Here is a 24,086-nt window from a genome sequence, read left to right as displayed (position 1 = left end):
CCACGCAGCGATGACCGGCCACTCCGCCGCCCCGCAGCGATGACCGGCCACTCCGCCGCCCCGCAGCGATGACCGGCCGCCCCGCCGCCCCGCAGCTATAACCGGCCGCCCGCGAAAGCGGGGCCATGGTCACGGAATCGCTCGCGGTCGCGGGCGCGGTCATCGCGGGGCTGCTCTGTCTGAGCGCCTTCTTCTCCGCCAGCGAGATCGCGATCTTCTCGCTGGAGAGACACCGAACCGCCGGCGCGTCGGACGACGACCCGCGTGCGGCCGCGCTGGCGCGACTGCGCTCGGACCCCCACCGCCTGCTGGTGACGATCCTCGTCGGGAACAACCTCGTCAACATCTCGATGGCGAGCCTCGCGACCGCGACGCTCGCGGTCGTCTACGGGCCGGGAGCGGGCGTCACCATCGCCACCGCGGTGATGTCCGTCCTCATCCTCGTCTTCGGCGAGATCGCCCCCAAGTCCTACGGCGTGGCGAACGCCGACCGGCTGGCGCTGCGCGTCGCCCGGCCGATCGTCGCGCTCCAGTACCTGCTGTACCCCCTCGTGGTCGTCTTCGAGACGGTCGTGGACGTGATCAATCGACTCGCAGGCTCCGACCCCGCGGACGCTCCCGAACTCACGCGCGCGGAGCTGACCCGACTCGTCGCGACCGGCGAGCGCGTCGGCGCCATCGACCGGCGCGAGCGGGAGATGGTCGAGGGGATCTTCGGCCTCGGCGAGACGACCGTCCGCGAGGTGATGGTCCCGCGGCAGGACGTCGTCGCGGTCGACGCGGAGACGCCCCTCGCGGAGATCGTCGGCGTCTGCGCCGAGGCGCGCGTCTCCCGCGTGCCCGTCCATCGCGGCGACCTCGACGACACGGTCGGCGTCGTCGACATCCGCGACGCCGAGCGCGCACTGCGGGAGGGGCTGTCGCTCGAGGACGTGCTCCAGCAGACGCTCGCCGTCCCTGACTCCCGGCGCGTGGACGCGCTGCTCGCGGAGATGCAGGCGGAGCGGCTCTCGCTTGTCACCGTCGTCGACGAGTACGGCGAGGTCGAGGGGATCGTCACCGTCGAGGACATCGTCGAGGAGATCGTCGGCGACGTCTTCGAGGTCGGCGAGGAGCGCCTCCTCGACCACACCGACGACGGCCTGCTCGTGAAAGGGGAGGTGACCGTCGGCGAGGTGAACGACGTGCTCGGTACCGCGCTCCCCCGCGGACCGACCTACGAGACGGTCGCGGGGCTGATAAACGCCGAACTCGGTCGGCTCGGCGAGGCGGGCGACCGCGTCGACCTCCCCGAAGCCGGCGCCTCGCTGACGGTGGAAGCGGTCGAGCGCAACCGGATCCGCACCGTTCGCGTTCGGCGGAGTGCGCGCGACGACGCCGATACCGGCGACGGCACCGCGCGCGACGACGCGGACGGTGCCGCCGAGTGAGGTCGCGTCGCCGCCCGCGTCGCGGTTCTCACTCCCCGCCCTCCCACTCCTCGCGCAACAGGCCGTAGAACACGCGATCGACGTGCTCGCCGTCGACGTAGTAGTGGTCGCGCTGGCGCCCCTCCTCGGTGAACCCCGCGGTCTCCACGATCCGGCGCGAGGGTTCGTTGTCGGCGCGGGCGCCGGCGTACACCCGGTGGAGGCGACGCTCCTCGAAGGCGTACGCGAGCAACAGTTCGACCGCCTCGGTGCCGTACCCCTGTCCCTGCCGCTCCGGGGGGAACCACGCGGCGACCTCCGCGCGGCCGGCGTCGGGCGCCACGTCGAGCAGCGAGGCGAACCCGACGCGCTCCCCGTCGGCCCGGACCACCAGATCGGCGTCGCGGTCGTCCCCGAGGTAGCGCTCGGCCACCACGTCGCCCTCCGGCGTCGCCGGCGCGTTCGGCCGCACGCTGGACATCCAGCGGCGGACCGCGGGGTGGTTGTGGCCGCGCGCGAGGAACGCGCGGTCGTCCGCGGTCGCGACGTGGAGGTCGACGCGGTCGCCACGCAGGAAGATCGGACCGGTCATGCCCGGGGGCACGGGCGAGAGCCGGAAACCGGTGGCGGCCGTCCGGGTCCCGCGCGGGCGGTCGAAAGGGGGCCGCGGCAGCAAGACCCAAACCCGCCGCGGTCCAACGCCGGGTATGGCCACTCCACGGCTCGTCTACGACGACGACTGCGGCTTCTGCATGTGGTGTGTGCGCTGGGCGCTGCGGTTCGGCGAGTTCGAACCGGTGGGCTTCTCGGAGCTCTCCCCGGACCAGCAGGCCCGCCTGCCGGACGACTACGAGAACTGCATGCACCTGCTGACCGACGACGCCGCCTACTCCTGCGGCGAGGCGCTGGCCCAGGCGGCGGAACGCTGCGGGCCGGTGCCGCGAACCGTCGTCGGCCTCGCGCGGAAGCTCCCCCGATGGGAGGCGATCCGCGAGAAGGGGTACCGCTGGGTCGCCGACCGCCGCGCCATCTGGGGACGGTACGCCTCGGCGGAGTGCCCACAGTAGAGGCGACGCGGTCGACCGGCCGAGCTACGCGCTCGGCGGCCGGCCGCGGATCGCGGCGTTGACGCTTCTGAGCGCGGCGCGGCCGGGCGCCCGGTCGCGCAGCGGCGCGTCGCCCAGATACGTCACCAGCGCGTCACGGAGGAGCCGCAGCTCGTCGCCGTCGAACAGCCCGTCGCCCTCGAGCGTGGCGAGCGCGTCGAGTTCGGGTGGCGATTCCGCCCCCGCTTCGACCGCCTCCTCCGTCGCGGCCAGGAGGGCGACGTGGGCGACCCACGCCTCCTCGCGGCCGAGATCGGGAGCGGTCGGATCGTCGTGCGCTGGTGGGGTCACGGATGAGGGTACGCGACCCAGCATATAAATCTATGCCCGTTGTTGTCACACGTCACGAACGCTGGCTACTCGAACGCGGGGATGCCCGTCAGGTCCTCGCCGAGGATCAGCGTGTGGATGTCGTGTGTCCCTTCGTAGGTGTAGACGGTTTCCATGTTCGCCATGTGGCGCATCGGGGGGTAGTCCGTGGTGATCCCGTTGCCGCCGAGCATCTCGCGGGCGATCCGCGACTGGTCGCGGGCAGTCCGCACGTTGTTCCGCTTGGCCATCGAGACGTGCTGTGGCCGGAGCTCGCCCCGCTCCTTCAGGGCCGCGAGGCGGTGGGCGAGCAGTTGCGCGGTCGTGATCTCGGTCGCCATCTCCGCGAGCTTCTCCTGCTGGAGCTGGAACCGCGCGATCGGACCGCCGAACTGCTCGCGGTCGGTGGCGTACGCGCGGGCCGTCTCGAAGCAGTCGCGGGCCGCGCCGACCGCGCCCCACGCGATGCCGAACCGCGCCTGCGTCAGACACGACAGCGGCCCCTTCATCCCCTCCACGCCCGGGAGGACGTTCTCCTCGGGGACGCGGACGTTCTGGAGGCTTATCTCGCCGGTGATCGACGCCCGCAGCGAGAGCTTGTCGTGGATCTCCGAAGTCGTCACGCCGTCGCGGTCCGTCTCCACGAGGAACCCGCGGACGGTGCCGTCGTCGCTCGCGCCGTCCGCGGCCGAGCGGTCCTTCGCCCAGACGACCGCCACGTCCGCGATGGGGGAGTTCGTGATCCAGGTCTTCGAGCCGTTCAGCACGTACTCGTCGCCGTCCCTCTCGGCGTGGGTCTCCATCGCCGAGGGGTTCGAGCCGTGCTCCGGTTCGGTCAGCCCGAAACAGCCGACCGCCTCGCCGCGGCCGAGCGCCGGCAGCCACTCCTCCTTTTGCGCCTCGCTGCCGAACGCGTGGATGGGGTACATCACCAGCGCGCCCTGGACGCTCGCCATCGAGCGCAGGCCGGAGTCGCACGCCTCCAGTTCCTGCATCAGCAGGCCGTAGGCGGTCTCGGAGACGTTCGGCAGGCCGTAGCCGTCGAGGTTCGGCGCGTAAAAGCCCATCTCGCCCATCTCGGGGATTATCTCCGTCGGGAACGTCCCCGCCTCGAAGTGGTCGCCGATGTCGGGCCGGACGCGCTCCTCGACGAACTCCCGCGCCGTGTCGCGGATCAGCCGCTCCTCCTCGCCGAGGTCCGCCTCCAGACCCACGTAGTCGAGCATGATCGTTCGTGGGGGTGGTTCCCACAAAAGGTGTTCGCAACGTCGCGTCGGTCCGCCGCTCCGCCGGCTCGACCGTCCGAGGCCGTCGGCGGTCGGCAGTCGTCGCGATCGTCAGTCGTTGTGGTCGTCAGTCGTCCGCGGCCGCCGCGGTCCGCTCCGCCTGCAGGTCGCGGACGTGCGCGACGAAGTTGTCGAACACCTGCTTCGCCTCGCAGGCGGCGTCGTGCTTCTCGGCCGAGATGGACGCCAGCACGTCGTCGACGCGGGCGTCCCCGAGCCGCTCGCGCTTCCCGTCGGCCACCTCGCGGGCGGTCTCGATGTCGTACTCGGGGTGGAACTGCAGGCCCCAGTTGTGTCCCGCGCGGAACGCGTGGACGCCGTACTCGTTCTCCGCGAGGAGTTCGGCCTCCGGGGGGAGCTCCACGACGGCGTCGCCGTGGGAGGCGAAGACCGTGAACGCCTCGTCGACGCCGTCGAAGATCTCGTCGCCGTGGTGGGTGACCTCCGCGTATCCGAGCTCGAAGTCGTCCATGCCGGCGACGCGGCCGCCCAGCGCCTCCGCGAGCACCTGATGGCCGTAACAGACGCCGAGCGCGGGGACGCCGCGGTCGGTCGCCTCGGCGACGTAGTCGATCAGGTCCGGGATCCACGCCTCGTCCCAGTAGACCGACGAGCGCGAGCCGGTGATCACGAGCGCGTCGAAGTCGTAGTGACTCGGGAGGTCGCCGTCGCTGGCGTCGAACTCGACGAGGTCGGCGTCGATCTCTCGGCGGAAGTTGCGTCTGGTGTTCTCGCCCTCGTGGGCCGCGTTGAGCAGGGCGAAGCGGAGCCGCGTCATGGACGTAGGGAGTCGGCTCAGCCTCAAAACGGTTGTGTCGCCGCGAACGACTGCCGGGGACGCGGAGGCGGTGCCGAGCGGTTCGGCGCGGGCGGTTCAGTGCCGCGGTTCCGTCGGGCGAAAACGTCTCAGTCGATGTCGATCCGGTGCCCCTCGTCGTCCTCGGGGGCGTCCTTGGGGAGCGTCACGGTCAACACGCCGTTCGTGTAGGTCGCGGTCGCCTCCTCGTCGCGGACGGCCGCCGGCAGGTCGACCCGCCGGCTGACCGACTCGCTGCGCCGTTCGCGGCGCAGGTACCGGCCGTCGTCGCCGTCGCTCGCGTGCTCGCGCTCGGCGCGGATCGTCAGGTGCCCGTCGTGGACGGACACGTCGATGTCCGCGCGATCGAACCCGGGCAGGTCGGCCATCACGACGAGCTCGTCGTCGTAGTCGGCCACGTCGACCCCGCCGCGTCCGCTGTCGCCGCTCCAGCCCCGGTCGCCCCAGGTCCGGTCCTCGAACCGGGTCATGCGGTCGAACAGGCGCTCCATCTCCTCGAAGGGGGTTCGTCGATTCATCTGTCTATTCACCATCCACCGGAAAGCGCCGTGAGGTATTAACTGTTTCCTCAGAAAGGACAGATTTGGGGAGAGCCCGACAACGGACGAGAGAATTGGTCGCGAAAGCGGTCGGTGAGCCACCGGTCGAGACGGTGACGCACGTCAGTCGATGTCGATGCTGTGACCGCCCGCATCCCCGGTGGCCTTGGGTAGCTCGACGGTGAGGACGCCGTGCTGGTACGTCGCGGACGCCTCGTCCTCGCGGACCTCGGTCGGGAGCCGGAGCCGGCGGGAGACGGAGCGGCGGCGGCGCTCGCGGCGGTGGTACTGGGTGTCCTCGTCGTCCGCCTCGTCGGTCTCGGCGTGTTCGGCCGCGATAGTGAGCGTTCGGTCCTGTACCGTGACCTCCACGTCGTCGCGGTCGTAGCCGGGCAGGTCCGCGGTCACCGTGACCGTCTCGTCGTCCTCCGCCACGTCGACGGAGATGCCCTCGCCGACGCGCGACTCGATGCCGCTGCCGAACTCCTCGAACTCGCGGCTCATCCGGTCGAACAGCTCCTCGATGTCGCGGAAGGGGTCACGTCGCGTCATACGGTCGAAGGATCGGCGGCGAGGCTCTTGAACATTGTCGCCGGTTCGCCGGCTTCCCTTGCGTGGCGCGTGTCGAACCGGCCCCCTCGCGCCCTCGCGGACGGGGCGGACGATCAGACGACGTGTTGAGTGTCGTAGGAACCGAGCACGCGCACCCACCCGTCCGCGGCCACGAGCTCGCGGAGCGCCGCGACCGCCTCCTGCGTGCGCGACTCGTAGAGGCCCGCCTCCACGTCGAAGTGGAACAGGTAGTCGCCGAGTCGGTCGCCGCTCGGGCGCGACTCGATCCGCGAGAGGTTCACGTCCCGGTCCGCGAACGCCTCCAGCATCTCCAACAGCAGGCCGGGGTAGTTGGCGTTCGGGTAGACGACGATGGTGGTCTTGCCGCCGGCGTCCGAGCGCGCCGCCTCCGGGGCGACCACGAGGAACCGCGTCGCGTTCGAGGAGCGGTCCTGGATGTCCTCCGCGAGCACCCGGAGGTCCGGTTCGCCCTCGCCGCCGGCCGCGTTGTCGGGGTGGCCGATGCCGGCGACGCGGGAGTCCTCGCGGGCGCGCTCGACGCCCCGGGCGGTCGAGGCGACCGCCTCCTGTGTCACGTCGGGGTAGTTCGCCTCCAGATAGCTCCGGCACTGCGCGAGCGCCTGCGCGTGGCTCGCCACCACGTCGAACTCCTCCGCCTGCGCCAGCAGGGCGTGTCGGATGGGCGTGACGACCTCCTGGACGACCGCGACCTCGCGGTCGGCCAGCGCGTCGAGGCTCTCCGTGACCGAGCCCTCGATGCTGTTCTCGATGGGGACCACGCCGCGGTCGAACTCGCCCTCGTCGACGGCGGCGACGATGGCGGTGACCGACTCGCGGAACGACACCTCGTCGGCGACGGCGCGGGCGGCGCGGTGCGAGTAGGTGCCGGCCGGCCCGAGCGTGACGACGTTCATGGACCCGCGTACCCGACCGACTGTCAAAAGGATGCCGGGAGACTGCCCGGTCACGAACGGCCCGCCAGAACTCCGGCCGCCCGGCCGGACTACCCCTCGAACTCCTCGATGAGCTCCGGCACCACGTCGAAGAGGTCGCCGACGATGCCGTAGTCCGCGATGTCGAAGATGGGCGCGTTGGGGTCGGTGTTGATCGCGACGATGGTCTCGGAGCCCTTCATGCCCGCGACGTGCTGGACGGCCCCGGAGATGCCGACCGCGATGTACACCTTCGGCGTGACGACCTTGCCCGACTGGCCGACCTGCCGGTTCTTCGGCAGCCAGCCGTTGTCGACGATCGGTCGCGAGGAGGAGAGGGTCGCGCCGAGCGCGTCCGCGAGGTCGCGCACGAGGTCGAGGTTCTCCTCCTCCTCGATGCCGCGGCCGACGGAGACGAGCACCTCCGCCTCGCTGATGTCCACGTCGCCGCCGCCGACCTCCTCGAAGCCCTGCACGCGGGCGCCGAGCGCCGCCTCGTCGATCTCGAGGTCGAACGGCTCGACCGCGGCGTCGCCGGTCCCCTCCGCGGCCGGCCACTCCCCGCCGCGAACCGTGAGCGCGAAGCGGTCGCCCGCCACGTCGACGGTCGTCTCGACCTTCGAGCCGTACATCTCGCGCGTGACCGAGAGCCCGCCGTCGTACGCGAAGTCGACCGCGTCAGTGACGAGCGGCAGGTCGAGCGACTCGGCGACCGCGGGCGCGTAGTCGAGCCCGTTGACGGAGTTGGGCATCACGACCGCGGTCGGGGAGAGTTCCGCCTCGAGCGCCTCGAGTGCCTGCTGGTAGACGCCGTGGTCGAACTCCTCGCCGTTCCGTACGGTGTGGATCGTCGCCACGCCGGGACGGTCGAGCTCCTCGGCGAACCGCTCCACGTCGCCGGAAACGACCGCGAGGTGGAGTTCGCCGCCGAGCGCCTCGGCCAGTTCGCTCCCGGCGGTGATCAGCTCGAAGGAGACGTCGCGGAGGTCGCCGCGCCGGTGGTCGACGACCGCGAGCACGTCGCCGCCCGCGCCGCCGTCCGTCGCCAGGCCGTCGGCGTTCATGCGCCCACCCCCTTCTCGCGGAGGACCTCGGCGAGCCGCCCGGCCGCCTCCCCGGCGTCGCCCTCGATCATCTCGGCGTCGGACTCGCTCTCGGGCTCGTACATCTCCGCCAGCGTCAGCGCGCTCGCCACCTCCTCGGACGAGAGCCCGAGGTCGGAGAGATCCTTCGCGGCGATCTCCTTGCGCTGCGCCTGCCGGATGCCGCGCAGGCTCGCGTAGCGCGGCTCGTTGAGCCCGGTCTGGACCGTCAACACCGCGGGGAGGTCGACCTCGGTCAGCTCCTCGACGCCGCCCTCCAGCTCGCGGTGGACGTTCGCGACGCCGGCGTCGGCGTCCACCTCGAGGTCGTTGACGACCGCGGCGTGCTCGAAGCCGATCCGGTCGGCGAGCGCGACGCCGGTGGCGCCGAAGGAGTCGTCGGCCGCCTGCACGCCCGACAGAACGAGGTCCGGCTCCTCCTCGGCGACGACCGCCTCGAGCAGGCTCACCTTGCCGGCCACGTCGAGAAACTCCTCGGTCAGCGCGTCGTCCCACACGCGGACGGCGCGGTCGGCGCCCTTCGCGAGCGCCATCCGGATCGTCTCCTCGGACCGCTCCGGTCCGATCGTGACGGCGACCACCTCGTCGGCCACGTCGGCCTCCGCGAGCTGGACGCCCGCCTCGACCGCGTAGTCGTCCCACTCGTTGAGGTCGTACTCGAGGTCGCTCTCGGCGATCCCGGTCCCCTCGATCGCGAAGTCGTCGCCGACCTCCGCGACCTCCTTGACGGTCACGAGAACCTTCATGGTCGACCACTACTGGACACCCGAGGTAAGAGCTTTCGGAAGCGGCCGGCGCGGCCCGGAACGCCCGCACGCGATCGGAATTCGACCGGAGGGGTCACCCGTCACGGCGGCCGCGGGCGCCCGGGATCAGGCTTCGTCGTCCGCGTCCTCGCCCCTCGGGTCGTTCTCGGGCAGCGAGATGAGGTTCTCGCGGCCGAGCCGGAGCTTCTCGATGCGTCCCTCCTCGGCCATCGCCGAGAGCAGCTGTGAGACCTTGGCGTCCGACCAGCCGGTCTCCTCGACCACGTCCGCCTGCCGCATCCGGCCGCCGTTCCGGTCCAGCAAGCGCTCGACGCGCTCCTCATCAGAGAGCAGCGAGAGGTCTTCGGTCGGCTTCTCCGGCTCCTCCTCGCCGCCCGCCGGCTCCGGCGGCTCGGACGACCGTTCCGTCTCCGCCGACGGACCGCTGGCCCCTGACTCGGCGGCCGGTCCCTCACCGGTGCCGTCGCCAGCGCCAGCCCCGGGCTCGCGGCGCCGATAGGCGTAGAGCCCCCCGCTGATGATCGCGGCCGCCAGCACGACCGCGCCGGCGAGGAGTCCCCACGGCGGCGCGTCCGCGACGTTCGACGAGTAGACGACGCCGATCCGCTCCTCGGAACCGAAGCTCCGCGGTCCCTCGATCACGACCGCGTTCTCCTCGAAGTCGACGGAGACGCCGGGCGTCGAGGAGACGGCGTACCCCTCCGGCGTCCGGATGACCATTCGCTGGTTCGGGCCGAGCGACCGGAGCCACGACTCGCCGTCGGCGGTCCGGAACGCGTCGTCCATCACCAGCTGGTCGCCGTTCGCCTCCAGGAACGCGGTCCAGACGAACGACAGTTCGAGCGTGCCGACGGCGACGACGCTCTCGTCGTCCACGGCGGGCTCCTCGTCGACCGAGGCGGCGCGCTCCACGTTCGTGATCGACATCTCGCGGCCGGCGTACTCGCTCGCGCCGGCGGCGTAGTTCCGGTAGAGGTCCGCGCCGGGGCCGACCTCCTCCTCGCGGAAGCGCTCGGCGACGCGCCGGAACGTCTCCGTCTCGTTGGCGTTGCGGAGCCGGTACGTCACGGTGACCGTCCACGCGGCGTCGCGGTCCGGCTGTAACACGACGTGGAACTCCGTCGACGGAGCCGACTCGAAGTCGACGGCCGGGCGCGCGGCGCCGTCAGTGAGCGCGGGCGCGCGGACCGCGGTGGCGGCCGACCCGGTCGAAGCGGTCGGTCCGGAGGTGGCGGCGCCGTCACTCGAAGCGACGGCACCGGTCGCCACCCCCGCCGCCGGAACGACCGCCGCGCCGAGGAGGAGGGCGAGCGCGAGCAGGGCTGAGAACGCGGGGTGCCGCATACACGAGGGAGTCTCGGCCGCCCGGCAAAACGCTTTCCATCGTTCGGTTTCGGGCCGTTCGGTCCGGCCCGGTGTCGGATCCGCGGCCGGTCGCCCGGTCGCTGTCGACCGCCCGTGCCGGCCGAGTCGAGCCGCCGGAAACGGGCGTGTCAATGCGTTTTTTGTGACCCGGCCACCACGTGAGAGCCATGAGAGCCCTCCCGCTGCTGCTCGCGGCGCTGCTGCTCGCGGCGCCGGTCGTCGCCGGCGTCGCCCCCGACCGGCCGTCGGCCGCACCCGCCGACGCGGTCCGTGTCAACGACGGCGGCGCACTCCAGCAGTCCGATCCGGACGACACCGCCCGGGTTCCCGTCCTGTCGCATCCGGCCGACGCCGCCGTCCGGGCCGACATCGGTCGCCATGGTTCGAACCTCGGTCCGGCGAGCGGCCTCGAGGTCTCCGCGACGACGGCGGCGATGGAGACCGCCTCGGTCGTCGCCCACGTCGAGAGCGCCGGAACGAACGACGAGCGGATCCGCCGGCTCATCGAGGCCGAAAGCGGGCTCCAGCAGGACGAGCTCGCGCTACACAGCCGACAGCGGTCGGCCATCCAGGCCCACGCGGCGGGCGAGCTGACCGACGAGGAGCTCGTCGTCGAACTCGCCCGGATCTCCGCGGCCGCGGAGGCGCTCGACCGGCGGCGCGTGGAACTGGAGACCCTCGCGGAGGAGACGGAGGACTTCAGCATCTCGACGGCGGAGCTGCAGCTCCGGCTCGGCGTTTACTCCGGCCCCGTTCGCGAGCTGGCGACGGACGCGCTTCGCGGCGAGGTCTCCTCTGACCGCATCTACGTCGCATCCGGCGACAACGCGGTCGTGCTCGCCGCCGTCGTCGACGGGCAGTACGTCCGCGAGGTGTACCGCGGCGACCGCTGGGACCGCGGCGCCAGCGGCTTCGGCGACGGGAGCGAGGAGGCGATCAACGCCACCGCCGAGGCGTACGGCGAGGCCCTCGACGACCAGAGCGCCAGCACCCTCGAGTCGAACACCATCGTCCGCGTGGACACGCCCCTGACCGACGAGCGCGGCCGCGTCCGCACGTACGTCAGCTCCGGCGACGGCGGCGTGTTCGTCGAGCATCAGTACCGGCCGCTCGACCCCTTCGCCGAGGCCGAGTCGGTGGCGGTGACACAGGACGGGTACAACCTCACCGTCAACCGGACGTACCCCGGCGGCCCGGTCCGCGTCAGCGTCGTCGACGTGGAGGAGGAGGCGCCCGCCGCGGGCGTGACGGTCACGGTCGCCGGCGACGGGGCGGAGAGCGAGGAGGTCGGCACGACGAACGAGGAGGGCGTCCTGTGGACGCTCTCACCGAGCGAGCCGTACCAGGTGACCGCGGTCGAGGAGCCGCGCGTGGCCCGGATCAGCGGCATCGAGCCGACCGCGATCCCGCGAACCGACGGGAACGTCTCGACGACCGACGGCTGACCACGGCGGCCGGCGGAGCGGCGTCGCGGCGTGTGGAGAACTCGGCGAGCGACGACGCCCCGGCCGGCGAACCCTTTTGAACGATAGCGCGCCATCCGGCGCATGCTCGGAGATCCGGACCGTCTCGACTCGCGGGCGTCGGCACCGGTCGGTGCGGCCCTGCTCGTCGCGCTCGCGGTCGTCCTCGCGGCGGGCGTCGGCGGCGCGACGCTCGGTGCCGGCGAGGCGCTGCCGGCCGGAGACGGTCCGCCCGCGGTCGCGCTCGGGATCGAGGCGGCCGGCGATCGCGTGACGATCACGCACCGCGGCGGCGAGGCGCTGGACGTGCGCCCGCTCCGGCTCGTGGTGCGCGTGGACGGCGAGCCGCTCGACCGCCAGCCGCCGGTGCCGTTCTTCTCCGCGGCCGGGTTTCGTCCCGGGCCGACGGGCGCGTTCAACAGAGCGGGGACGACGACGCTCCGGGCGGGCGAGTCGGCCGCGTTCCGCGTCGCGGGGACCAACGACCCGACGCCGGAGCCGGGCGCGACGCTGACCGTGCGAGTGTTCCTCCGCGGGACGCTGGTCGCCACGCTGGAGACGCGCGTCGCCCCCGGCTGATCTGCGGTCGCCCGGGGAACACCGGCTCGAACCGGCCGCACGGGCCGGAGACGCGCCTTTCTTAACCCGGGACTGGCAACGTCCGCCCATGGCAACGGAAGCCACGGAAACCGCCGACGACGTCGACGCGCCCGACGCCTACGAGGCGTTGCTGGACCGCCGCCGCCGCTGGAGCGCGGTCGACAGCGCGTCCGGCGTGCTCGGCTGGGACCAGCAGGTGATGATGCCCGAGGGCGGCACTCCCGCCCGGTCGAAGCAGCTCTCCACGCTCTCGTCGGTCAAACACGAGATCCTCACCGACGAGGCGACCGGCGATCTGCTCGACGAGCTCGCGGACGCCGACCTCACGGACGAGCAGGCCGCGGTCGTCCGCGAGATCCGTCGCGAGTACGAGCGCGCGAACGCGGTCGACGCGGAGCTCGTCGAGGAGATATCCGAGGCGAGCACCGAGGCGCTGGCCGCGTGGGAGGAGGCGAAAGCGGCGGACGACTTCGAGGCGTTCGCCCCCTACCTGGAGCGCAACGTCGAGCTCAAGCGGGAGTACGCCGAGCAGATCGACCCCGACCGCGACCCCTACGAGGTGCTGTTCGAGGACTACGAGCCCTGCCTCCCGCTCTCGCAGGCCGAGGACATCCTGACGGAGCTCCGCGAGGCGCTCGTCCCCGTCATCGACGCGATCCGCGAGTCGGACGCCGGCCTCGCGGTCGACACCTTCGAGGGGACCTTCGACACCGACGAGCAGGAGGCGCTCTCCCGGGACGTGCTCGACCTCGTCGACTACGACTGGGACCGCGGCCGGCTCGACGTCTCCTCGCACCCGTTCACCTCCGGCAACCAGTTCGACTGTCGGATCACTACCCGGTTCGACGAGTCCGACCCCCTCGGCGCGGTCGGCTCGACGGTCCACGAGTACGGCCACGCGCAGTACAACCTCGGCCTCCCCGAGGCGGAGTTCGGCACGCCGCTGGGCGAGTCGCGCGACCTCTCGGTCCACGAGTCGCAGTCCCGGCTGTGGGAGAACCACGTCGGGCGGAGCCGCGCCTTCTGGGAGCAGCTGCTGCCGACCTTCCAGGAGCACTTCCCGAGCACCGCGGACGCCACGATCCAGGACGCCTACGAGGCGTTCAGCCAGGTGTACGAGGACAACCTCATCCGCGTCGAGGCGGACGAGCTCACCTACCACATGCACATCGTCGTCCGCTTCGAGATCGAGCGCGACCTGATCCGCGGCGACCTCGACGTCGAGGACGTGCCCGAGGTCTGGAACGACAAGTACGAGGAGTACCTCGGGATCCGGCCAGAGAACGACGCCGAGGGCTGCCTGCAGGACATCCACTGGAGCCACGCCAACTTCGGCTACTTCCCCACCTACTCGCTCGGCTCCGTGATGGCCGCGCAGCTGTTCGCGGCCGCCGAGGAGGACATCGACGACCTCGAGGGGAAGATCGCCGCCGGCGAGTTCGACGACCTCCACGCGTGGCTCGGCGAGAACGTCCACCAGCACGGCTCGCGCTACGAGACGAACGAACTCGTGAAGCGCGCGACCGGCGAGGACTTCGCGGCCGACGACTTCCTCGCGTACGTCGAGTCGAAGTACGGCGACCTCTACGACCTCGATCTGGACCTATAGGCGGGTCCGGATCGTCGTCGTGGGTCGGGCGCTGACCGCCCGCGATACGTTTGCGTTTTTGTGTGTGCAAGCGTCCTGCTGCGTTTACTGCCGACACCCAGAAGGCCCTCGACCGCTCGCCCTTTCAGTCGGCCGCGAGACAAACCCCGTCTCGCGAGCCTCCAGCGTGCAGTAGCGCGCCTGCGACGCCAGGTGTTGGACAGCCGACATTTCGATGCGCCGCAGTCGGCTCGATCGGGTTGCACTCACGGCGGGAGTTCTGCCCCATCTGGCAAAAATGCACATCCAATGTGCGGTGCTGTCGGCGCGCGCGTTCCTCGCGCGCGCCGGCGTGACGTGTTCGGACGAGCAACCCCGCCGGCGGTGAGGGACGGAGCGCGCCCGTGCCCCGCCGCCATTTATGCGTTCGCCGTCCCTGTCGCCGGTATGCTCCGGCTCGCCGTCGCCTCGCGCGCGGAGACGTTCGACCGCATCCGGGACCCCCTCGCGGATCGCGGGGTCGAGGTCGCCCACCTGCGGGCGAAGGAGCGCGCGATCCGGCTGACTGGCGAGGGTGCCGACCCCTCGCTCGACGGCGACTCCGACTTCGACGCCGGCTTCGTCTACCCCTCGCGGCTCATGGAGGCCGCGGCGCTGGACGCTCGCCTCGACCTCCCGTGGGTCAACGACCGCGCAGCGGTGGCGGCCTCGCGCAACAAGGCCGGCGTGATCGCGGCGCTGGACGCCGCCGGCCTGCCGGTCCCGGAGACGACGATGGTCTCGAACCCCGTCGACGAGGCGACCGTCCTCGACGCGGTCGAGCCGTTCTCGTTCCCGGTCGTCGTCAAGCCCAACTCCGCGACGCGCGGGGTCGGGGTGGCGAAGGCCGGCGACGTGGACGACCTGCTCGGCATCGTCGACTACCTGAACCTGGTCCACGACTACCGGGCGACCGGCGACAAGTCCTACCTGATCCAGGAGTTCCTCCCCGACGCCCGCGACTACCGCGCGATGGTGCTCGCGGACGCCGACGGCGCTCCGACCTCCGCCGGCGCCGTGGAGCGCCGCCTTCCCGACGAGCGCCTGCGGGAGGGGCGCTGGAAGCACAACGTCCACCGCGGCGCGGAGGCGGTCGGCGTCGACCTCCCCGACCGCGCCCGCGAACTGGCGGAGGGGGCGGCCGCGGCGCTGGGGATCGACTACCTCGGCGTCGACCTGCTGGAGGCCGGCGACGGTCGGCTGGTCGTCAACGAGACGAACGCGCGCCCGACCGTCGACGCGGCCACGAAGTACGAGCCGGAGTTCTACGACCGGCTGGCGGGGCTGATCCGGCGGACTGCGGACGCCGAGTGAAAGAGCGGGAGCCGACGGTGCCGCCTACTCCACGTCGATGGCGGCGGCGTCGTCCGCGCGGTCGAACGTCACCTCGAGGACGCCGTTGTTGAACGTCGCGGACGCGGAGTGCTCGTCGACGCGGGCCGGGAGCGTCACGCGCTCCTCGTACTCGCGCCGGTCGGAAACGGCCGAGATGGTGAGCGCCTCGCCGTCGCACTGCAGGGAGAGGCCCTCCTTCGAGACGCCCGGGAGGTCCGCCACGAGTCGCACGGTGTCGTCCTCGACGTACGCGCTGACGTGCGTCTCGGTGCCGAACCCGGACTCGTCGGCCGGCTCGCCGCCGGCCATCCCGTTCATCATCCGCTCGATCTCGTCGAAGATGTCCCCGAACGGATCGTCGCGGTCGTCGCGGTCCATACGCGAGACGTGGGCGCTAATCTGCATAAGGCTTCTCCCCGCGCCGGTTCTGGCCGCTGTCGGCCCGTCGACCCGAACAAAAAATCGGCCGCGGCCGCGCCCGGTGGCGCCCTCGCCGCCGGCTCAGAAGGTGATGATCTCGTAGTCGTCGTCGACGAGCGACCGGATGCTCGGGTGCCCGTCGTAGTCGTCGAGCGTCACGAGGCCGGCGTCCGCGACCGCGTCCTCGACGCCGAACGCGCCGGAGCAGTAGTCACAGACCGCCGCGTCCTCGCGGACGGCCTGGTACAGCTCGTGGTAGTCGCTCTCCGGGTCCTCCAGTTCCGGGATCCACTGCGTCCCGGCGCCGTCGAAGATCAGCTCCAGCTCGTCCCCGTCGTTCTCGGCGAACTCCTTGGCCGCCTCCAGGGCGTTCGCCATGCGACCGTAATCGGCGTGCGACTCGTTACCGGCGAGAATCACGATTGCTGCTTTTGCCATCACCCGTCGTTGGGCGGGCCGGTACTAAACCCGCCCGCGGCTGTGTGTCCGCAACGCCGAGGCGATCAGCCGTGGTGGTGCCCGCCGGCGCGGCCCGCGTCCCCGCCGCGCGAGAACTGGCCGGTGAACGCGCGGTCGACGACCTCGGAGAGCGCGGGATGGATGTGGACCGACTCGCGGATGTCCGCGACGGTCCCCGACCCCGCGGTCATCGCGACGACGACCTCCTCGATCAGGTTCGACGCCTCGGGGCCGATGATGTGACAGCCCAGGATCTCGCCGTCGAGGTCGATGAGCACTTTCACGAACCCCTCGGCGCCCATCGCGTCGCCGCGGGCCGTCTCCTCGTAGCGGTAGGTGCGCGTCGCGTACTCGCGGTCCGCCTCCCGGAGGTCACTCTCGGTCGCGCCGACCCCCGCGACCTCGGGCGAGGCGAACACCGCGAACGGCATCGCGGCGTAGTCCACCGGCTCGGGCTCGTCGCCCAGCAGGTTGCGGATGACCGCCTTCGCCTCGTGGTTCGCGCTGTGTTTCAGCAGATACTCGCCGACCACGTCGCCGAGCGCCCAGACGCCCTCCGCGCTCGTCCGCAGGTACTCGTCCGTCTCCACGAACCCGCGGTCGTCGGTCTCGATCCCGGCCGCACCGAGGCCCAGCGCGTCGGTGTTCGGACGCCGCCCCGCCGCGACCAGCAGCGCGTCGCCCGTCACGGTCACGTCGTCCGCGTCGGCCGGGTCGTCGATCCGCTCGCCACCGGCCCGGACCGTCGGGCTCTCGGGGTACGGGCGCGCCTCGACGGTCACCTCGCCGTCCGCCTCCGCGGCCGCGACCGCCTCGTAGCCCGCGTACACGTCGAACCGGTCGGCGTAGCGGTCGGTGAACGCCGCCCCTACCTCGGGGTCGGCCTCCGGCAGGAGGTGCTCGCGTCGGCCGACGATCGTCACGTCGCTGCCGAACGTTCCGAAGAAGTGGCCGAGCTCGGCCGCGATGTAGCCGCCGCCGACGATCACGAGATGGTCGGGCGGCGTCTCCAGCTGGAGCGCCTCGGTGCTGGTGAGGTAGTCCACGTCCTCGATCCCGTCGATGTCCGGGATCGACGGGCGCGCCCCGGTCGCGACGAGAACGGTGTCCGCGCGGAGCGTCGCCCCCTCGTCCGCGCCGTCGACGACCTCAACGGTCCGCTCGTCGACGAACTCCCCGGTCCCCTCGAAGAGGTCGTGGCGGTTCGAGGACTTGAGCCCTCGCCGGATCGAGTCCGAGCTCTCCGCCACGTCCGCGTTGACCTCGCGGACGATCTCCGCGAAGTCGACGCCGGTCACGTCCGCGTGGATCCCGAACTCGTCGGCGCGCTCGACCGTCTCCAGCACCTCCGCGTGGTAGAGCAGCTTCTTTGAGGGGATGCAGCCGCGGTTCAGACACGTCCCGCCGAGCGGCCCCTCCTCGACGACCGCGACCGAGTTCTCCCGGCCGGCCATCGCGTTCGCCACGTCCAGTCCGGATCCCGAGCCGATGACGAGGAAGTCGAACTCCTGCATGGGTGGACCAACCGCGGCCACGGACAAGAAGGGGGGCCGCGCCGACGCGTCGCGCGCACGACCGATGCCGGTCCGGGCGACCGCGCGCTCGCGTCACCGTCCGCAGTCCGGGAGCGTCCCGATGGTCGGCGCCGGGGGCGCGCCGGCCGGAACGCGCCGCTACTCGGACGCCCTCGCGTACAGCACCGCCAGCGGGACCGCGTAGACGACGTGGCCGACCGCCGAAACGATCGTCGCCGGGATGCCGAAGTTCGGGAACGGCGGCGCGTTGGGGAAGCCGACCGCGGAGAGCCAGATCGGCATCACGAGCACGGCGAGCACCGCGGTCGTGAGGACGCCGTACGCGACCGCCAGCCCGAGCGCGCCCGGCAACTCGCGCGCCGTCTCGCGGAGCGCCGGCGCCTGTACGAGCGCGACGTAGGTCAGCCCGAGCACGACGCCGTGGAACTGGTGGATCGCCCACCCCGCGACCAGCGCCGGGCCCTCGATGCCGTACATCGCGGGGATCACGACCTCCAGTAGCGGCGGCGGCATCACGTACAGCATCATCAGGCCGAACGGAATGCTGCCGATGAAACCGCCCGCCGCGCCCGCGATCCACTGTTTCGACGTGACGCCCGCGGTCGCGGACGCCGTCGCAGTCTCGGTCTCTGTTGCCATGAGTAGTTACCTCACGTAACTCAATAGCACGCGTGTTATTAGCCGTAATCGAACGTCGCGGTAACCCGATTACCTGCGACTCACCGCCCGAGCACCCGCCACTCACCGCCGAACTGACGCGTCCTCGAACGGCCGTGTGTCCGGGGCGCACGCGGAGCGGCGCTTTATGAACTCGGCCGCCGTCGACCGGAGCATGCCGTTTCCGGTCGCGCTCGCGGGGTCGGTCGCGTCGCCGCTCCCGCTCGGAACCCTCGCCGCGGTCGCGGTCGTCGTCGCGCTGGCCGGCGCGGTCAACGGCGTCGCCATCCACGACGACATCGTCGCGGAGTACCCCGACACTCCCGCCGGTGTTCGGAACCGTGGCGACGTCGAATTCGCGCGGAACTACATCGAAGAGGGCAGTTTCGGTTCCGCACCGGACACCATCCACGAGAAGGCGTATCACCTCCTCCGGCTCCTCGTCGCCAATCACCCCTTCGTCGATGCGAACAAACGTACCGCGCTCAACGTGGCGGCCGTCTTCTACGTTCTCAACGGGTATCGGTTCGAGTACGACGACGAAATCAGGACTGTTCTGAAAAGCTTCGGGACCGATGAGTCCGCCGTCGATGAGGGGGACACCACCGAGTATCTGCGATCCCACACCGAGGAGTTGGATCTGGCCGGTGAGATCGAGGAGTGGAGAGACGAACTCGTCCGGTACGGGTTGGACCGGCTGACCGGCGATTCGTCGGACCCGAACGATTAACGGCGTTCGAAGCGTCGGTTCAGGCATGGCCACCGAAGACGGCGCGGAAACGACCGCTCCGCTCGACGACGTGATGGAGGACATCCGGCGGGAACTGGTTCGACGGGTCGCGGCGGACGACCGAGATTCGAACCGGGACATCTACGACGCTCTCGAGGACGAATAACCGGACTGTACTGAGCAATTGGTAGTCGGATCCGGCCAGAGCGATCGATCTGCGAGTGGTTCCCTCTATCGAATCCAGCTCTGCCTGTACGCACCCCCACCGAGACACCAGTAGACGGCCACCCGTCGAACGAAAGCACGCGTCTCGCAGTATTACTGCATCTACCCCGCCGCAGTCATCGATTAGAACGGAACGGGCGCGACGGGATCCCCGCGAGCGAAGCGAGCGGGGGTCAGTCGCGGCCGTGACCGAACGAAGTGAAGGAACGGGCGCGACGGGATTTGAACCCGCGGCATCTTGGTCCGGAACCAAGTGCTCTGTCCGCTGAGCTACGCGCCCTCACGTACGCGTTTCCCGGCGGGCGGTTTAACGCTTCTGAAAGCTCGAATCGGGGGCGGGGTCCGTGGTCCCGGGCGCGATGGCGGCCGCGGGCGGATCAGTCGTCGACAGGGGATTCGCGGCCGGCGTCGGCCGGGGCCGCGGTCTCTCCGCGGTCGGACAGCAGGCGGCCGACCCACAGCAGGCGGGGCTCGCGGTCGACGACCGCGACCCACACGACGAGCGCGGGCGGGAGGACGACCAGCGAGGCGACGTACGCGAGGAAGATGCTTGCGGCCGTCAACAGCCCGAACTGGCCCAGAAGCGGCGTGATCGCCAGCACCAGCACGCCGGTGCCGACGACGGTGGTGAGCATCGTCCCGGTGAGCGCGCCGCCGGTCCCGCGCAGGGTGCGCTCGAGCGCGCGGTCCACGTCGCCGCTGGCCTCGTACTCGTCGTGGAAGCGGTGGGAGACGTGGACGGTGTAGTCGACCCCGAGCCCGATGGTGATCGAGAGGATCGTCGCCGTGAGCGCGTTGAACGGGACCCCGAACGCGCGCATCGTCGCGGTCAGGGCGGCGATGGAGACGACCACGGGGACGAGCGTGACGGCGCCGAGCGTCGGCCGCCCGAGGAACAGGCCGTAGAGGACGACGAGGAACACCGCCGAGAGGCCGACCGCCGCGGTCAGCGACCGGATCGCGGAGGTGAAGATCGTGTCCGCGACCGCCTGGAAGACGACGATCTCGCCGGTCGCGGTGGCGTCGCCGCGGTAGCGGTCGGCCACCGCGCGGGCGTCCGCGGTGATCGCGGCGTCGGTGGCGTCCGACTCCACCTCGTAGACGATCCGCGTCGCGCGGCCGTCGTCCGTGAGGTACTCCGCGGTGAAGTCGGCGTAGCCCGAGTCGCGCAACGCGGCGTAGATCCGGTCGAGGTTGCGGTTCGGCGGTCCCTCGTCGAGGCTCGACTCGTCGACGAGGGCGTCGAACTCGGGGTTCTCGTCGGCGTAGCCGTCGATAGCGTCGCGGACGCTGGTGGTGCGCGCGCGGCCGTCCTCCTCGATGAACGTCGGCGGCGGGTCCCGCTCGACGCGGGCCTGCTCGCGGAGGGCGTGGTCCTCGCGCATGCGCGTCTCGACATAAACCGTGACGGTGTCGTCCTGCCCGGTCGCGAACTTCTCCTCCAGTAGGCTGATCCGGGCGTTGACGGTGTAGTCGGCGGGCTGCATCGGTCCCGGGAGGTACTGGACGTACGCGGGCTCCTCGGAGGGCGGCAGGAAGTCCTCGTCGTCGAAGGTGGTGTCGACGCCCGCGCCGTAGACGCCCGCGCCGGCGGTCAGGAGGAGCACGACCGCCAGGAAGACCGCGGGCGCGGGTCGGGAGAGGTCCGACAGCGAGGGGAGCAGACGGCCGAGCGCCGAGTCCTCCGAGCCGAGCGGCCGGGTGCCGAACGCGGGGAGGTCGGTCGTCTCGCGCCAGCGGTCGAGCTCCAGCTTCGCGGCCGGAAGGAAGCCCGCGAAGATGATCAGGGTGAAGACGATCCCGATCCCCGCGACGATGCCGAACTCGCGGATCGGCTCGAGCCCGCTCGCGAGGTTGGCGAGGAAGCCGATGACGGTCGTGCCCGCGATGACGGTGTAGGCGACGACGAGTTGGCGCAGACACGTCCGCATCGCGGGGCCGGGGGCGGCGCCCGCCTCCGCCCGCTCCTCGCGGTAGCGGTTCACCGTGTGGATCCCGAAGTCGATGCCGATGGCCAAGAGGAGCACCGGCACCGCGATCAGCATGTCCGAGAAGGGGATGCCGGCGTAGCCGGTGAACCCGACGGTCCAGACGACGGTCATGAGCAGGGCGACGCCGCCGAGCGCGAAGTCGAAGGGGTCGCGGTAGGCGTACGCCAACAGGCCGAGGATCGCCGCCAGCGCCGCCGGGACGACGATGAACAGCGAGTCGAAGATGACGCTCTCGAACTCGTCGTCGACGATGCCGCTCCCGAAGACGACCACGTCGCCCTCGGTGCGCTCGACGACGTCCTCCACGCCGCGTTGGACCTCGGTCGCGTCCGCCTGCGCGGGGAACTCGTGAGTGACGACGCCGATGGCGGCCGAGGCCTCCCGGCTCTCGGGCCGGAAGTCGTCGCTCAGCAGGGTGTCGAAGCTCGGGTCCTCGGCCGCGGCGTCGACCGCGGCGCGGACCTCCGCGTCGGTGGCCGACTCGACCGCCTCGCGCTGCGCCTCGGCGGTCTCCGCCTCGGGGTCGAGCTCCTGGGCCACCGCCGAGGCCGGGCTCCGGGTGCTCTCGACCCGAAGCGACCCGCGCTCCTCGACGCGCTCCTGCGTGCGGAGCATCGTCACCAGCCCGGCCTTATCGAGCACGTTCGTGTCCCGCTGGATCAGCTGCGTGGTCTGTGACTCCTCGTCGAAGGCGGGCTCGAACCGCCGATTCACCTCCTCGAGCGCGTCCGCCTCGGGGACGTCGTCGACGAACTGGCTGGTCCCGGTCTGCGTCTCGACGAACGCCATTCCCGGCGCGAACAGCACGGTGACGAGCAGGCAGGCGACGACGACCCGGCGCGGCCGCTCCACGACGCGGTCGGCGACGGCCTGAAGGACCCGCTCGGCGCGGCGCATCTACTCGGGACCGGATCCCCCGCGGAGCCGGCCGACCCGGGCCGCAAGCGTCTCGCGCTTCCAGTAGCCGACCCCGGCCAGCAGCGCGAGCAGGACGACCGCGGCGACCGCGATCAGCGTCGTCGCGTTGCCGTTCTCCGGTTCGGCCACGTCGACCGGGAGCCGGTAGGCCTCGCTGAGTTGGGAGTCGCCGCCGGCGTCGTCGTACCGGAAGTCGACCGAGACGGAGTAGGCCTTCGTGGCGGCGCCGTCGCCCACGTCGACGGTGAACGCGAGCGTCGCCGTCGCGTTGGGTGCGAGCTCCGAGACGAACGCCTCGTCGTCGGTCGCGTCCAGCGGGTCGGTCGCGAACAGCTTCGCCTCCACGTTGCTGACGGGCTCGTCGTTCAGGTTCCGGACCGCGACCTCGTAGGTCGTCTCGCCGCCGCGCTCCGCGACCGGATCGACCGCCTCGACCGCGAAGGCGTCCCGCTCCGGGGCTACGTCGACGACCACGTCGAGCGCGTCGGAGGTGGCGACGTCTCCGGCCGCGTCGCGGTACCGCGTCGCCACGTTGAGCGTCCGGTTGCCCGCGCGGGCGTCCTCGCGCACGCCGGCCTCGAACGTGGCGGTGGCGTTCTCGCCCGGCGCGAGGTCGCCGACGCGGACCCGGTTGTCCCGCGGGACGACGTTCTCGTCGAGCGGCACGGTCTGGCCGCCGCCGAGCGCGCCCCCGGCGCCGCCCCCGCCTCCGCCGCCCGTCGGCGCCTCGTTCTCGAAGACCACGACGACCTCCTCGGCGGGCAGCGGACCGTCGTTTTCCACCTCGACGGTGAAGGTGCCGTCCTCGTTCACGCGCAGGTCGCTCTCGACGCCGCGCGCCGAGAAGGACTGAGCGGGGAGCGGAGTGATCCCGGACCGGATCGTTCGGGTCTCCGCCTCCGCGCCCTCCGCGTCGCGGATCACGGCCTCGAACTCGATGGTCGAGGGGCGGACGGTCGCCTCCTCGGCGGCCGTCAGCCGGTAGGTGACGGTCCGGTTCTCGCCCGGCTCCCACCGGTCGACGAACGTCTCCGTCGTGCCCGCTTCGGTGACGTACGAGAGGTCCGGGTCGGTCGGCGTCATCGACAGCGAGACGTTCCGGGCGGGGTCCTCGCCCACGTTGCGGAGCGTGACGTTCGCCAGCCCGTTCGTGCCCGCCTGCACGTTCGCGTCGACGTCCACGACCGCGAAGCGGGCGCGGTCGGTTACCTCCACGTCGACGGTGACGGTCTCGGTCACGTCGCGCTCGTCGCGGATCGTCGCGCCGTCCTCGATCTCGGCGCGGTAGGCGTGTCTGTACTCCAGCGTGAGCGGGACCTCGTAGGTGCCCGGCGTGACGTTCTCGTCCGGGACGACCGTGAAGTCGATGGGGCCGGTCTGGCCCTCGCCCACGTCGCCGATCGGCTGCTCGCCGGTCCTGACGGTGAACGGGATCGCCGAGTCGTCGATCCGCGCGGTCGCGGACTGGGCGGTGATCACCTCGCTCTCGAGGGAGTCCTGTCCGCGTTCGTCGAGGTCGCCGCGGTTGTTCAGCGTGATCTGCAGCGTCGCCTCCTCGCCCGGGACGAACGCGGTCTCCGGCGCGTACGCCTCGATATCGGGTTCGCCGCGCGCGGTGTCGGACTGCTGAGCGGCGACGATCGTCGCTCCCGAGGCGACCAGCAGGACCGAGACCAGAACGAGCGCGACGGTGCGTTTCCTGTCCATTCGGCTCGGCTCCGGCTACGGGCCTCGCGGGTAATAGGGTTGGCAAACATAGAGAAACATCGTGACCGTTTTCCGAGAATTTCGGAGGCCGACCCCGAGATCGCCGGTAGCGGACGGCCACCGGCTCACCAGCGAGGAGCTATCGGAGGGCCCGGGAGCGGGCGCCGGCCCGCCACGCGACAACTCTCCCGCGTTTCCCACGCGCTTATTTAT

The 24,086-nt window shown here is 71.3% G+C and carries 24 protein-coding genes and 1 tRNA gene; 8 read left to right on the top strand and 17 right to left on the bottom strand.

All coding sequences use genetic code 11. The annotated features are described in order from the left end of the window. Positions 1–125: 125 nt before the first annotated feature. Positions 126–1,430, top strand: coding sequence for a hemolysin family protein (locus ACZ432_RS08785; protein WP_426962660.1), 1,305 nt, complete (start codon positions 126–128; stop codon positions 1,428–1,430). A gap of 28 nt (positions 1,431–1,458) precedes the next feature. Here the strand turns inward: ACZ432_RS08785 and ACZ432_RS08780 are convergent, their stop codons facing one another. After that, entirely contained in the window at positions 1,459–2,001 is a 543-nt protein-coding gene (locus tag ACZ432_RS08780) for a GNAT family N-acetyltransferase (protein WP_426962661.1), read from the bottom strand. Between the two features lie 115 nt (positions 2,002–2,116). Here ACZ432_RS08780 and ACZ432_RS08775 point away from each other — a divergent pair, with 115 nt between their 5' ends. After that, a complete protein-coding gene (locus tag ACZ432_RS08775; RefSeq protein ID WP_426962662.1) occupies positions 2,117–2,476 on the top strand; it encodes a thiol-disulfide oxidoreductase DCC family protein in 360 nt (119 codons plus the stop codon). Between the two features lie 24 nt (positions 2,477–2,500). On the opposite strand, the gene ACZ432_RS08770 is transcribed toward ACZ432_RS08775, so the two are convergent. The 9 genes from ACZ432_RS08770 to ACZ432_RS08730 form a co-directional block, all read right to left on the bottom strand. Next, positions 2,501–2,806, bottom strand: a complete 306-nt coding sequence (locus ACZ432_RS08770; protein ID WP_058367372.1) for a DUF7853 family protein — start codon at positions 2,804–2,806, stop codon at positions 2,501–2,503. A 65-nt stretch (positions 2,807–2,871) separates the two neighbouring features. Further along, positions 2,872–4,050 (bottom strand): acyl-CoA dehydrogenase family protein, encoded by a 1,179-nt coding sequence (locus tag ACZ432_RS08765; RefSeq protein WP_426962663.1) that lies wholly within the window; start codon positions 4,048–4,050, stop codon positions 2,872–2,874. 127 nt (positions 4,051–4,177) lie between these two features. Then, complete coding sequence (locus ACZ432_RS08760) at positions 4,178–4,888, bottom strand: type 1 glutamine amidotransferase (RefSeq protein WP_426962664.1); 711 nt, start codon at positions 4,886–4,888, stop codon at positions 4,178–4,180. Between the two features lie 128 nt (positions 4,889–5,016). After that, positions 5,017–5,445 carry an archaeal heat shock protein Hsp14 gene (gene hsp14 / locus ACZ432_RS08755; protein WP_426962666.1) on the bottom strand — a complete coding sequence of 143 codons (429 nt, stop codon included), beginning with the start codon at positions 5,443–5,445 and terminating at the stop codon, positions 5,017–5,019. Positions 5,446–5,589: 144 nt separating this feature from the next. After that, a complete protein-coding gene (gene hsp14 / locus ACZ432_RS08750) occupies positions 5,590–6,018 on the bottom strand; it encodes an archaeal heat shock protein Hsp14 (RefSeq protein WP_426962667.1) in 429 nt (142 codons plus the stop codon). A 113-nt stretch (positions 6,019–6,131) separates the two neighbouring features. Next, positions 6,132–6,953, bottom strand: coding sequence for a prephenate dehydratase (gene pheA / locus ACZ432_RS08745; protein ID WP_426962668.1), 822 nt, complete (start codon positions 6,951–6,953; stop codon positions 6,132–6,134). Positions 6,954–7,042: 89 nt separating this feature from the next. Then, a complete protein-coding gene (locus ACZ432_RS08740) occupies positions 7,043–8,035 on the bottom strand; it encodes an electron transfer flavoprotein subunit alpha/FixB family protein (protein WP_426962669.1) in 993 nt (330 codons plus the stop codon). After that, entirely contained in the window at positions 8,032–8,820 is a 789-nt protein-coding gene (locus ACZ432_RS08735) for an electron transfer flavoprotein subunit beta/FixA family protein (RefSeq protein WP_426962670.1), read from the bottom strand. Before ACZ432_RS08735 ends, ACZ432_RS08740 begins: the two co-directional genes overlap by 4 nt. Positions 8,821–8,946: 126 nt before the next feature. Beyond that, positions 8,947–10,185, bottom strand: a complete 1,239-nt coding sequence (locus ACZ432_RS08730) for a helix-turn-helix transcriptional regulator (protein ID WP_426962671.1) — start codon at positions 10,183–10,185, stop codon at positions 8,947–8,949. A gap of 188 nt (positions 10,186–10,373) precedes the next feature. Here ACZ432_RS08730 and ACZ432_RS08725 point away from each other — a divergent pair, with 188 nt between their 5' ends. From ACZ432_RS08725 to ACZ432_RS08710, 4 genes are all read left to right on the top strand, one after another. Then, positions 10,374–11,651: a DUF7094 domain-containing protein gene (locus tag ACZ432_RS08725; RefSeq protein ID WP_426962672.1), complete on the top strand. Its 1,278-nt coding sequence runs from the start codon at positions 10,374–10,376 to the stop codon at positions 11,649–11,651. A gap of 102 nt (positions 11,652–11,753) precedes the next feature. Then, positions 11,754–12,248, top strand: a complete 495-nt coding sequence (locus ACZ432_RS08720; RefSeq protein WP_426962673.1) for a type IV pilin domain-containing protein — start codon at positions 11,754–11,756, stop codon at positions 12,246–12,248. Between the two features lie 88 nt (positions 12,249–12,336). Then, positions 12,337–13,878, top strand: coding sequence for a carboxypeptidase M32 (locus ACZ432_RS08715; protein ID WP_426962674.1), 1,542 nt, complete (start codon positions 12,337–12,339; stop codon positions 13,876–13,878). 426 nt (positions 13,879–14,304) lie between these two features. Next, positions 14,305–15,210 carry an ATP-grasp domain-containing protein gene (locus tag ACZ432_RS08710; protein WP_426962675.1) on the top strand — a complete coding sequence of 302 codons (906 nt, stop codon included), beginning with the start codon at positions 14,305–14,307 and terminating at the stop codon, positions 15,208–15,210. A gap of 24 nt (positions 15,211–15,234) precedes the next feature. Here the strand turns inward: ACZ432_RS08710 and ACZ432_RS08705 are convergent, their stop codons facing one another. From ACZ432_RS08705 to ACZ432_RS08690, 4 genes are all read right to left on the bottom strand, one after another. Next, complete coding sequence (locus ACZ432_RS08705) at positions 15,235–15,609, bottom strand: Hsp20/alpha crystallin family protein (protein WP_426962676.1); 375 nt, start codon at positions 15,607–15,609, stop codon at positions 15,235–15,237. Positions 15,610–15,732: 123 nt separating this feature from the next. Next, positions 15,733–16,089, bottom strand: a complete 357-nt coding sequence (locus tag ACZ432_RS08700) for a DsrE family protein (RefSeq protein ID WP_426962677.1) — start codon at positions 16,087–16,089, stop codon at positions 15,733–15,735. A gap of 65 nt (positions 16,090–16,154) precedes the next feature. Next, positions 16,155–17,624, bottom strand: a complete 1,470-nt coding sequence (locus tag ACZ432_RS08695) for a dihydrolipoyl dehydrogenase (RefSeq protein WP_426962678.1) — start codon at positions 17,622–17,624, stop codon at positions 16,155–16,157. Positions 17,625–17,783: 159 nt separating this feature from the next. After that, positions 17,784–18,284 (bottom strand): hypothetical protein, encoded by a 501-nt coding sequence (locus ACZ432_RS08690; protein WP_426962679.1) that lies wholly within the window; start codon positions 18,282–18,284, stop codon positions 17,784–17,786. A 193-nt stretch (positions 18,285–18,477) separates the two neighbouring features. Here ACZ432_RS08690 and ACZ432_RS08685 point away from each other — a divergent pair, with 193 nt between their 5' ends. Beyond that, a complete protein-coding gene (locus tag ACZ432_RS08685; RefSeq protein ID WP_426962681.1) occupies positions 18,478–19,032 on the top strand; it encodes a type II toxin-antitoxin system death-on-curing family toxin in 555 nt (184 codons plus the stop codon). Positions 19,033–19,057: 25 nt separating this feature from the next. Then, complete coding sequence (locus tag ACZ432_RS08680) at positions 19,058–19,198, top strand: hypothetical protein (protein ID WP_426962682.1); 141 nt, start codon at positions 19,058–19,060, stop codon at positions 19,196–19,198. Between the two features lie 266 nt (positions 19,199–19,464). Here ACZ432_RS08680 and ACZ432_RS08675 read toward each other — a convergent pair. From ACZ432_RS08675 to ACZ432_RS08665, 3 genes are all read right to left on the bottom strand, one after another. Then, positions 19,465–19,537: transfer RNA gene (locus ACZ432_RS08675), tRNA-Arg, on the bottom strand. Between the two features lie 97 nt (positions 19,538–19,634). Then, positions 19,635–22,145 (bottom strand): efflux RND transporter permease subunit, encoded by a 2,511-nt coding sequence (locus tag ACZ432_RS08670; protein WP_426962683.1) that lies wholly within the window; start codon positions 22,143–22,145, stop codon positions 19,635–19,637. Next, the gene (locus ACZ432_RS08665; protein WP_426962684.1) at positions 22,146–23,873 is read right to left on the bottom strand and encodes a COG1361 S-layer family protein; all 1,728 of its coding nucleotides are present in this window, start codon (positions 23,871–23,873) and stop codon (positions 22,146–22,148) included. Positions 23,874–24,086: the final 213 nt, after the last annotated feature.

Source organism: Haloparvum alkalitolerans, assembly GCF_055381565.1.
The sequence above is the reverse complement of the archived record's forward strand: the minus strand, read 5'-3'. Positions and strand labels throughout refer to the sequence as shown.

Excerpts from the sequence above, each read along its gene's own strand:
- ACZ432_RS08740 (WP_426962669.1), bottom strand. The coding sequence starts at position 8,035 with ATGAACGCCGACGGCCTGGCGACGGACGGCGGCGCGGGCGGCGACGTG.
- ACZ432_RS08765 (WP_426962663.1), bottom strand. The coding sequence starts at position 4,050 with ATGCTCGACTACGTGGGTCTGGAGGCGGACCTCGGCGAGGAGGAGCGG.
- ACZ432_RS08785 (WP_426962660.1), top strand. The coding sequence starts at position 126 with ATGGTCACGGAATCGCTCGCGGTCGCGGGCGCGGTCATCGCGGGGCTG.
- ACZ432_RS08760 (WP_426962664.1), bottom strand. The coding sequence starts at position 4,888 with ATGACGCGGCTCCGCTTCGCCCTGCTCAACGCGGCCCACGAGGGCGAG.
- ACZ432_RS08735 (WP_426962670.1), bottom strand. The coding sequence starts at position 8,820 with ATGAAGGTTCTCGTGACCGTCAAGGAGGTCGCGGAGGTCGGCGACGAC.
- ACZ432_RS08700 (WP_426962677.1), bottom strand. The coding sequence starts at position 16,089 with ATGGCAAAAGCAGCAATCGTGATTCTCGCCGGTAACGAGTCGCACGCC.
- ACZ432_RS08710 (WP_426962675.1), top strand. The coding sequence starts at position 14,305 with ATGCTCCGGCTCGCCGTCGCCTCGCGCGCGGAGACGTTCGACCGCATC.
- hsp14 (WP_426962667.1), bottom strand. The coding sequence starts at position 6,018 with ATGACGCGACGTGACCCCTTCCGCGACATCGAGGAGCTGTTCGACCGG.
- ACZ432_RS08705 (WP_426962676.1), bottom strand. The coding sequence starts at position 15,609 with ATGGACCGCGACGACCGCGACGATCCGTTCGGGGACATCTTCGACGAG.
- ACZ432_RS08680 (WP_426962682.1), top strand. The coding sequence starts at position 19,058 with ATGGCCACCGAAGACGGCGCGGAAACGACCGCTCCGCTCGACGACGTG.
- ACZ432_RS08775 (WP_426962662.1), top strand. The coding sequence starts at position 2,117 with ATGGCCACTCCACGGCTCGTCTACGACGACGACTGCGGCTTCTGCATG.
- ACZ432_RS08670 (WP_426962683.1), bottom strand. The coding sequence starts at position 22,145 with ATGCGCCGCGCCGAGCGGGTCCTTCAGGCCGTCGCCGACCGCGTCGTG.
- ACZ432_RS08695 (WP_426962678.1), bottom strand. The coding sequence starts at position 17,624 with ATGCAGGAGTTCGACTTCCTCGTCATCGGCTCGGGATCCGGACTGGAC.
- ACZ432_RS08780 (WP_426962661.1), bottom strand. The coding sequence starts at position 2,001 with ATGACCGGTCCGATCTTCCTGCGTGGCGACCGCGTCGACCTCCACGTC.
- pheA (WP_426962668.1), bottom strand. The coding sequence starts at position 6,953 with ATGAACGTCGTCACGCTCGGGCCGGCCGGCACCTACTCGCACCGCGCC.
- ACZ432_RS08730 (WP_426962671.1), bottom strand. The coding sequence starts at position 10,185 with ATGCGGCACCCCGCGTTCTCAGCCCTGCTCGCGCTCGCCCTCCTCCTC.
- ACZ432_RS08685 (WP_426962681.1), top strand. The coding sequence starts at position 18,478 with ATGCCGTTTCCGGTCGCGCTCGCGGGGTCGGTCGCGTCGCCGCTCCCG.
- ACZ432_RS08690 (WP_426962679.1), bottom strand. The coding sequence starts at position 18,284 with ATGGCAACAGAGACCGAGACTGCGACGGCGTCCGCGACCGCGGGCGTC.
- ACZ432_RS08725 (WP_426962672.1), top strand. The coding sequence starts at position 10,374 with ATGAGAGCCCTCCCGCTGCTGCTCGCGGCGCTGCTGCTCGCGGCGCCG.
- ACZ432_RS08720 (WP_426962673.1), top strand. The coding sequence starts at position 11,754 with ATGCTCGGAGATCCGGACCGTCTCGACTCGCGGGCGTCGGCACCGGTC.
- ACZ432_RS08665 (WP_426962684.1), bottom strand. The coding sequence starts at position 23,873 with ATGGACAGGAAACGCACCGTCGCGCTCGTTCTGGTCTCGGTCCTGCTG.
- ACZ432_RS08715 (WP_426962674.1), top strand. The coding sequence starts at position 12,337 with ATGGCAACGGAAGCCACGGAAACCGCCGACGACGTCGACGCGCCCGAC.
- hsp14 (WP_426962666.1), bottom strand. The coding sequence starts at position 5,445 with ATGAATCGACGAACCCCCTTCGAGGAGATGGAGCGCCTGTTCGACCGC.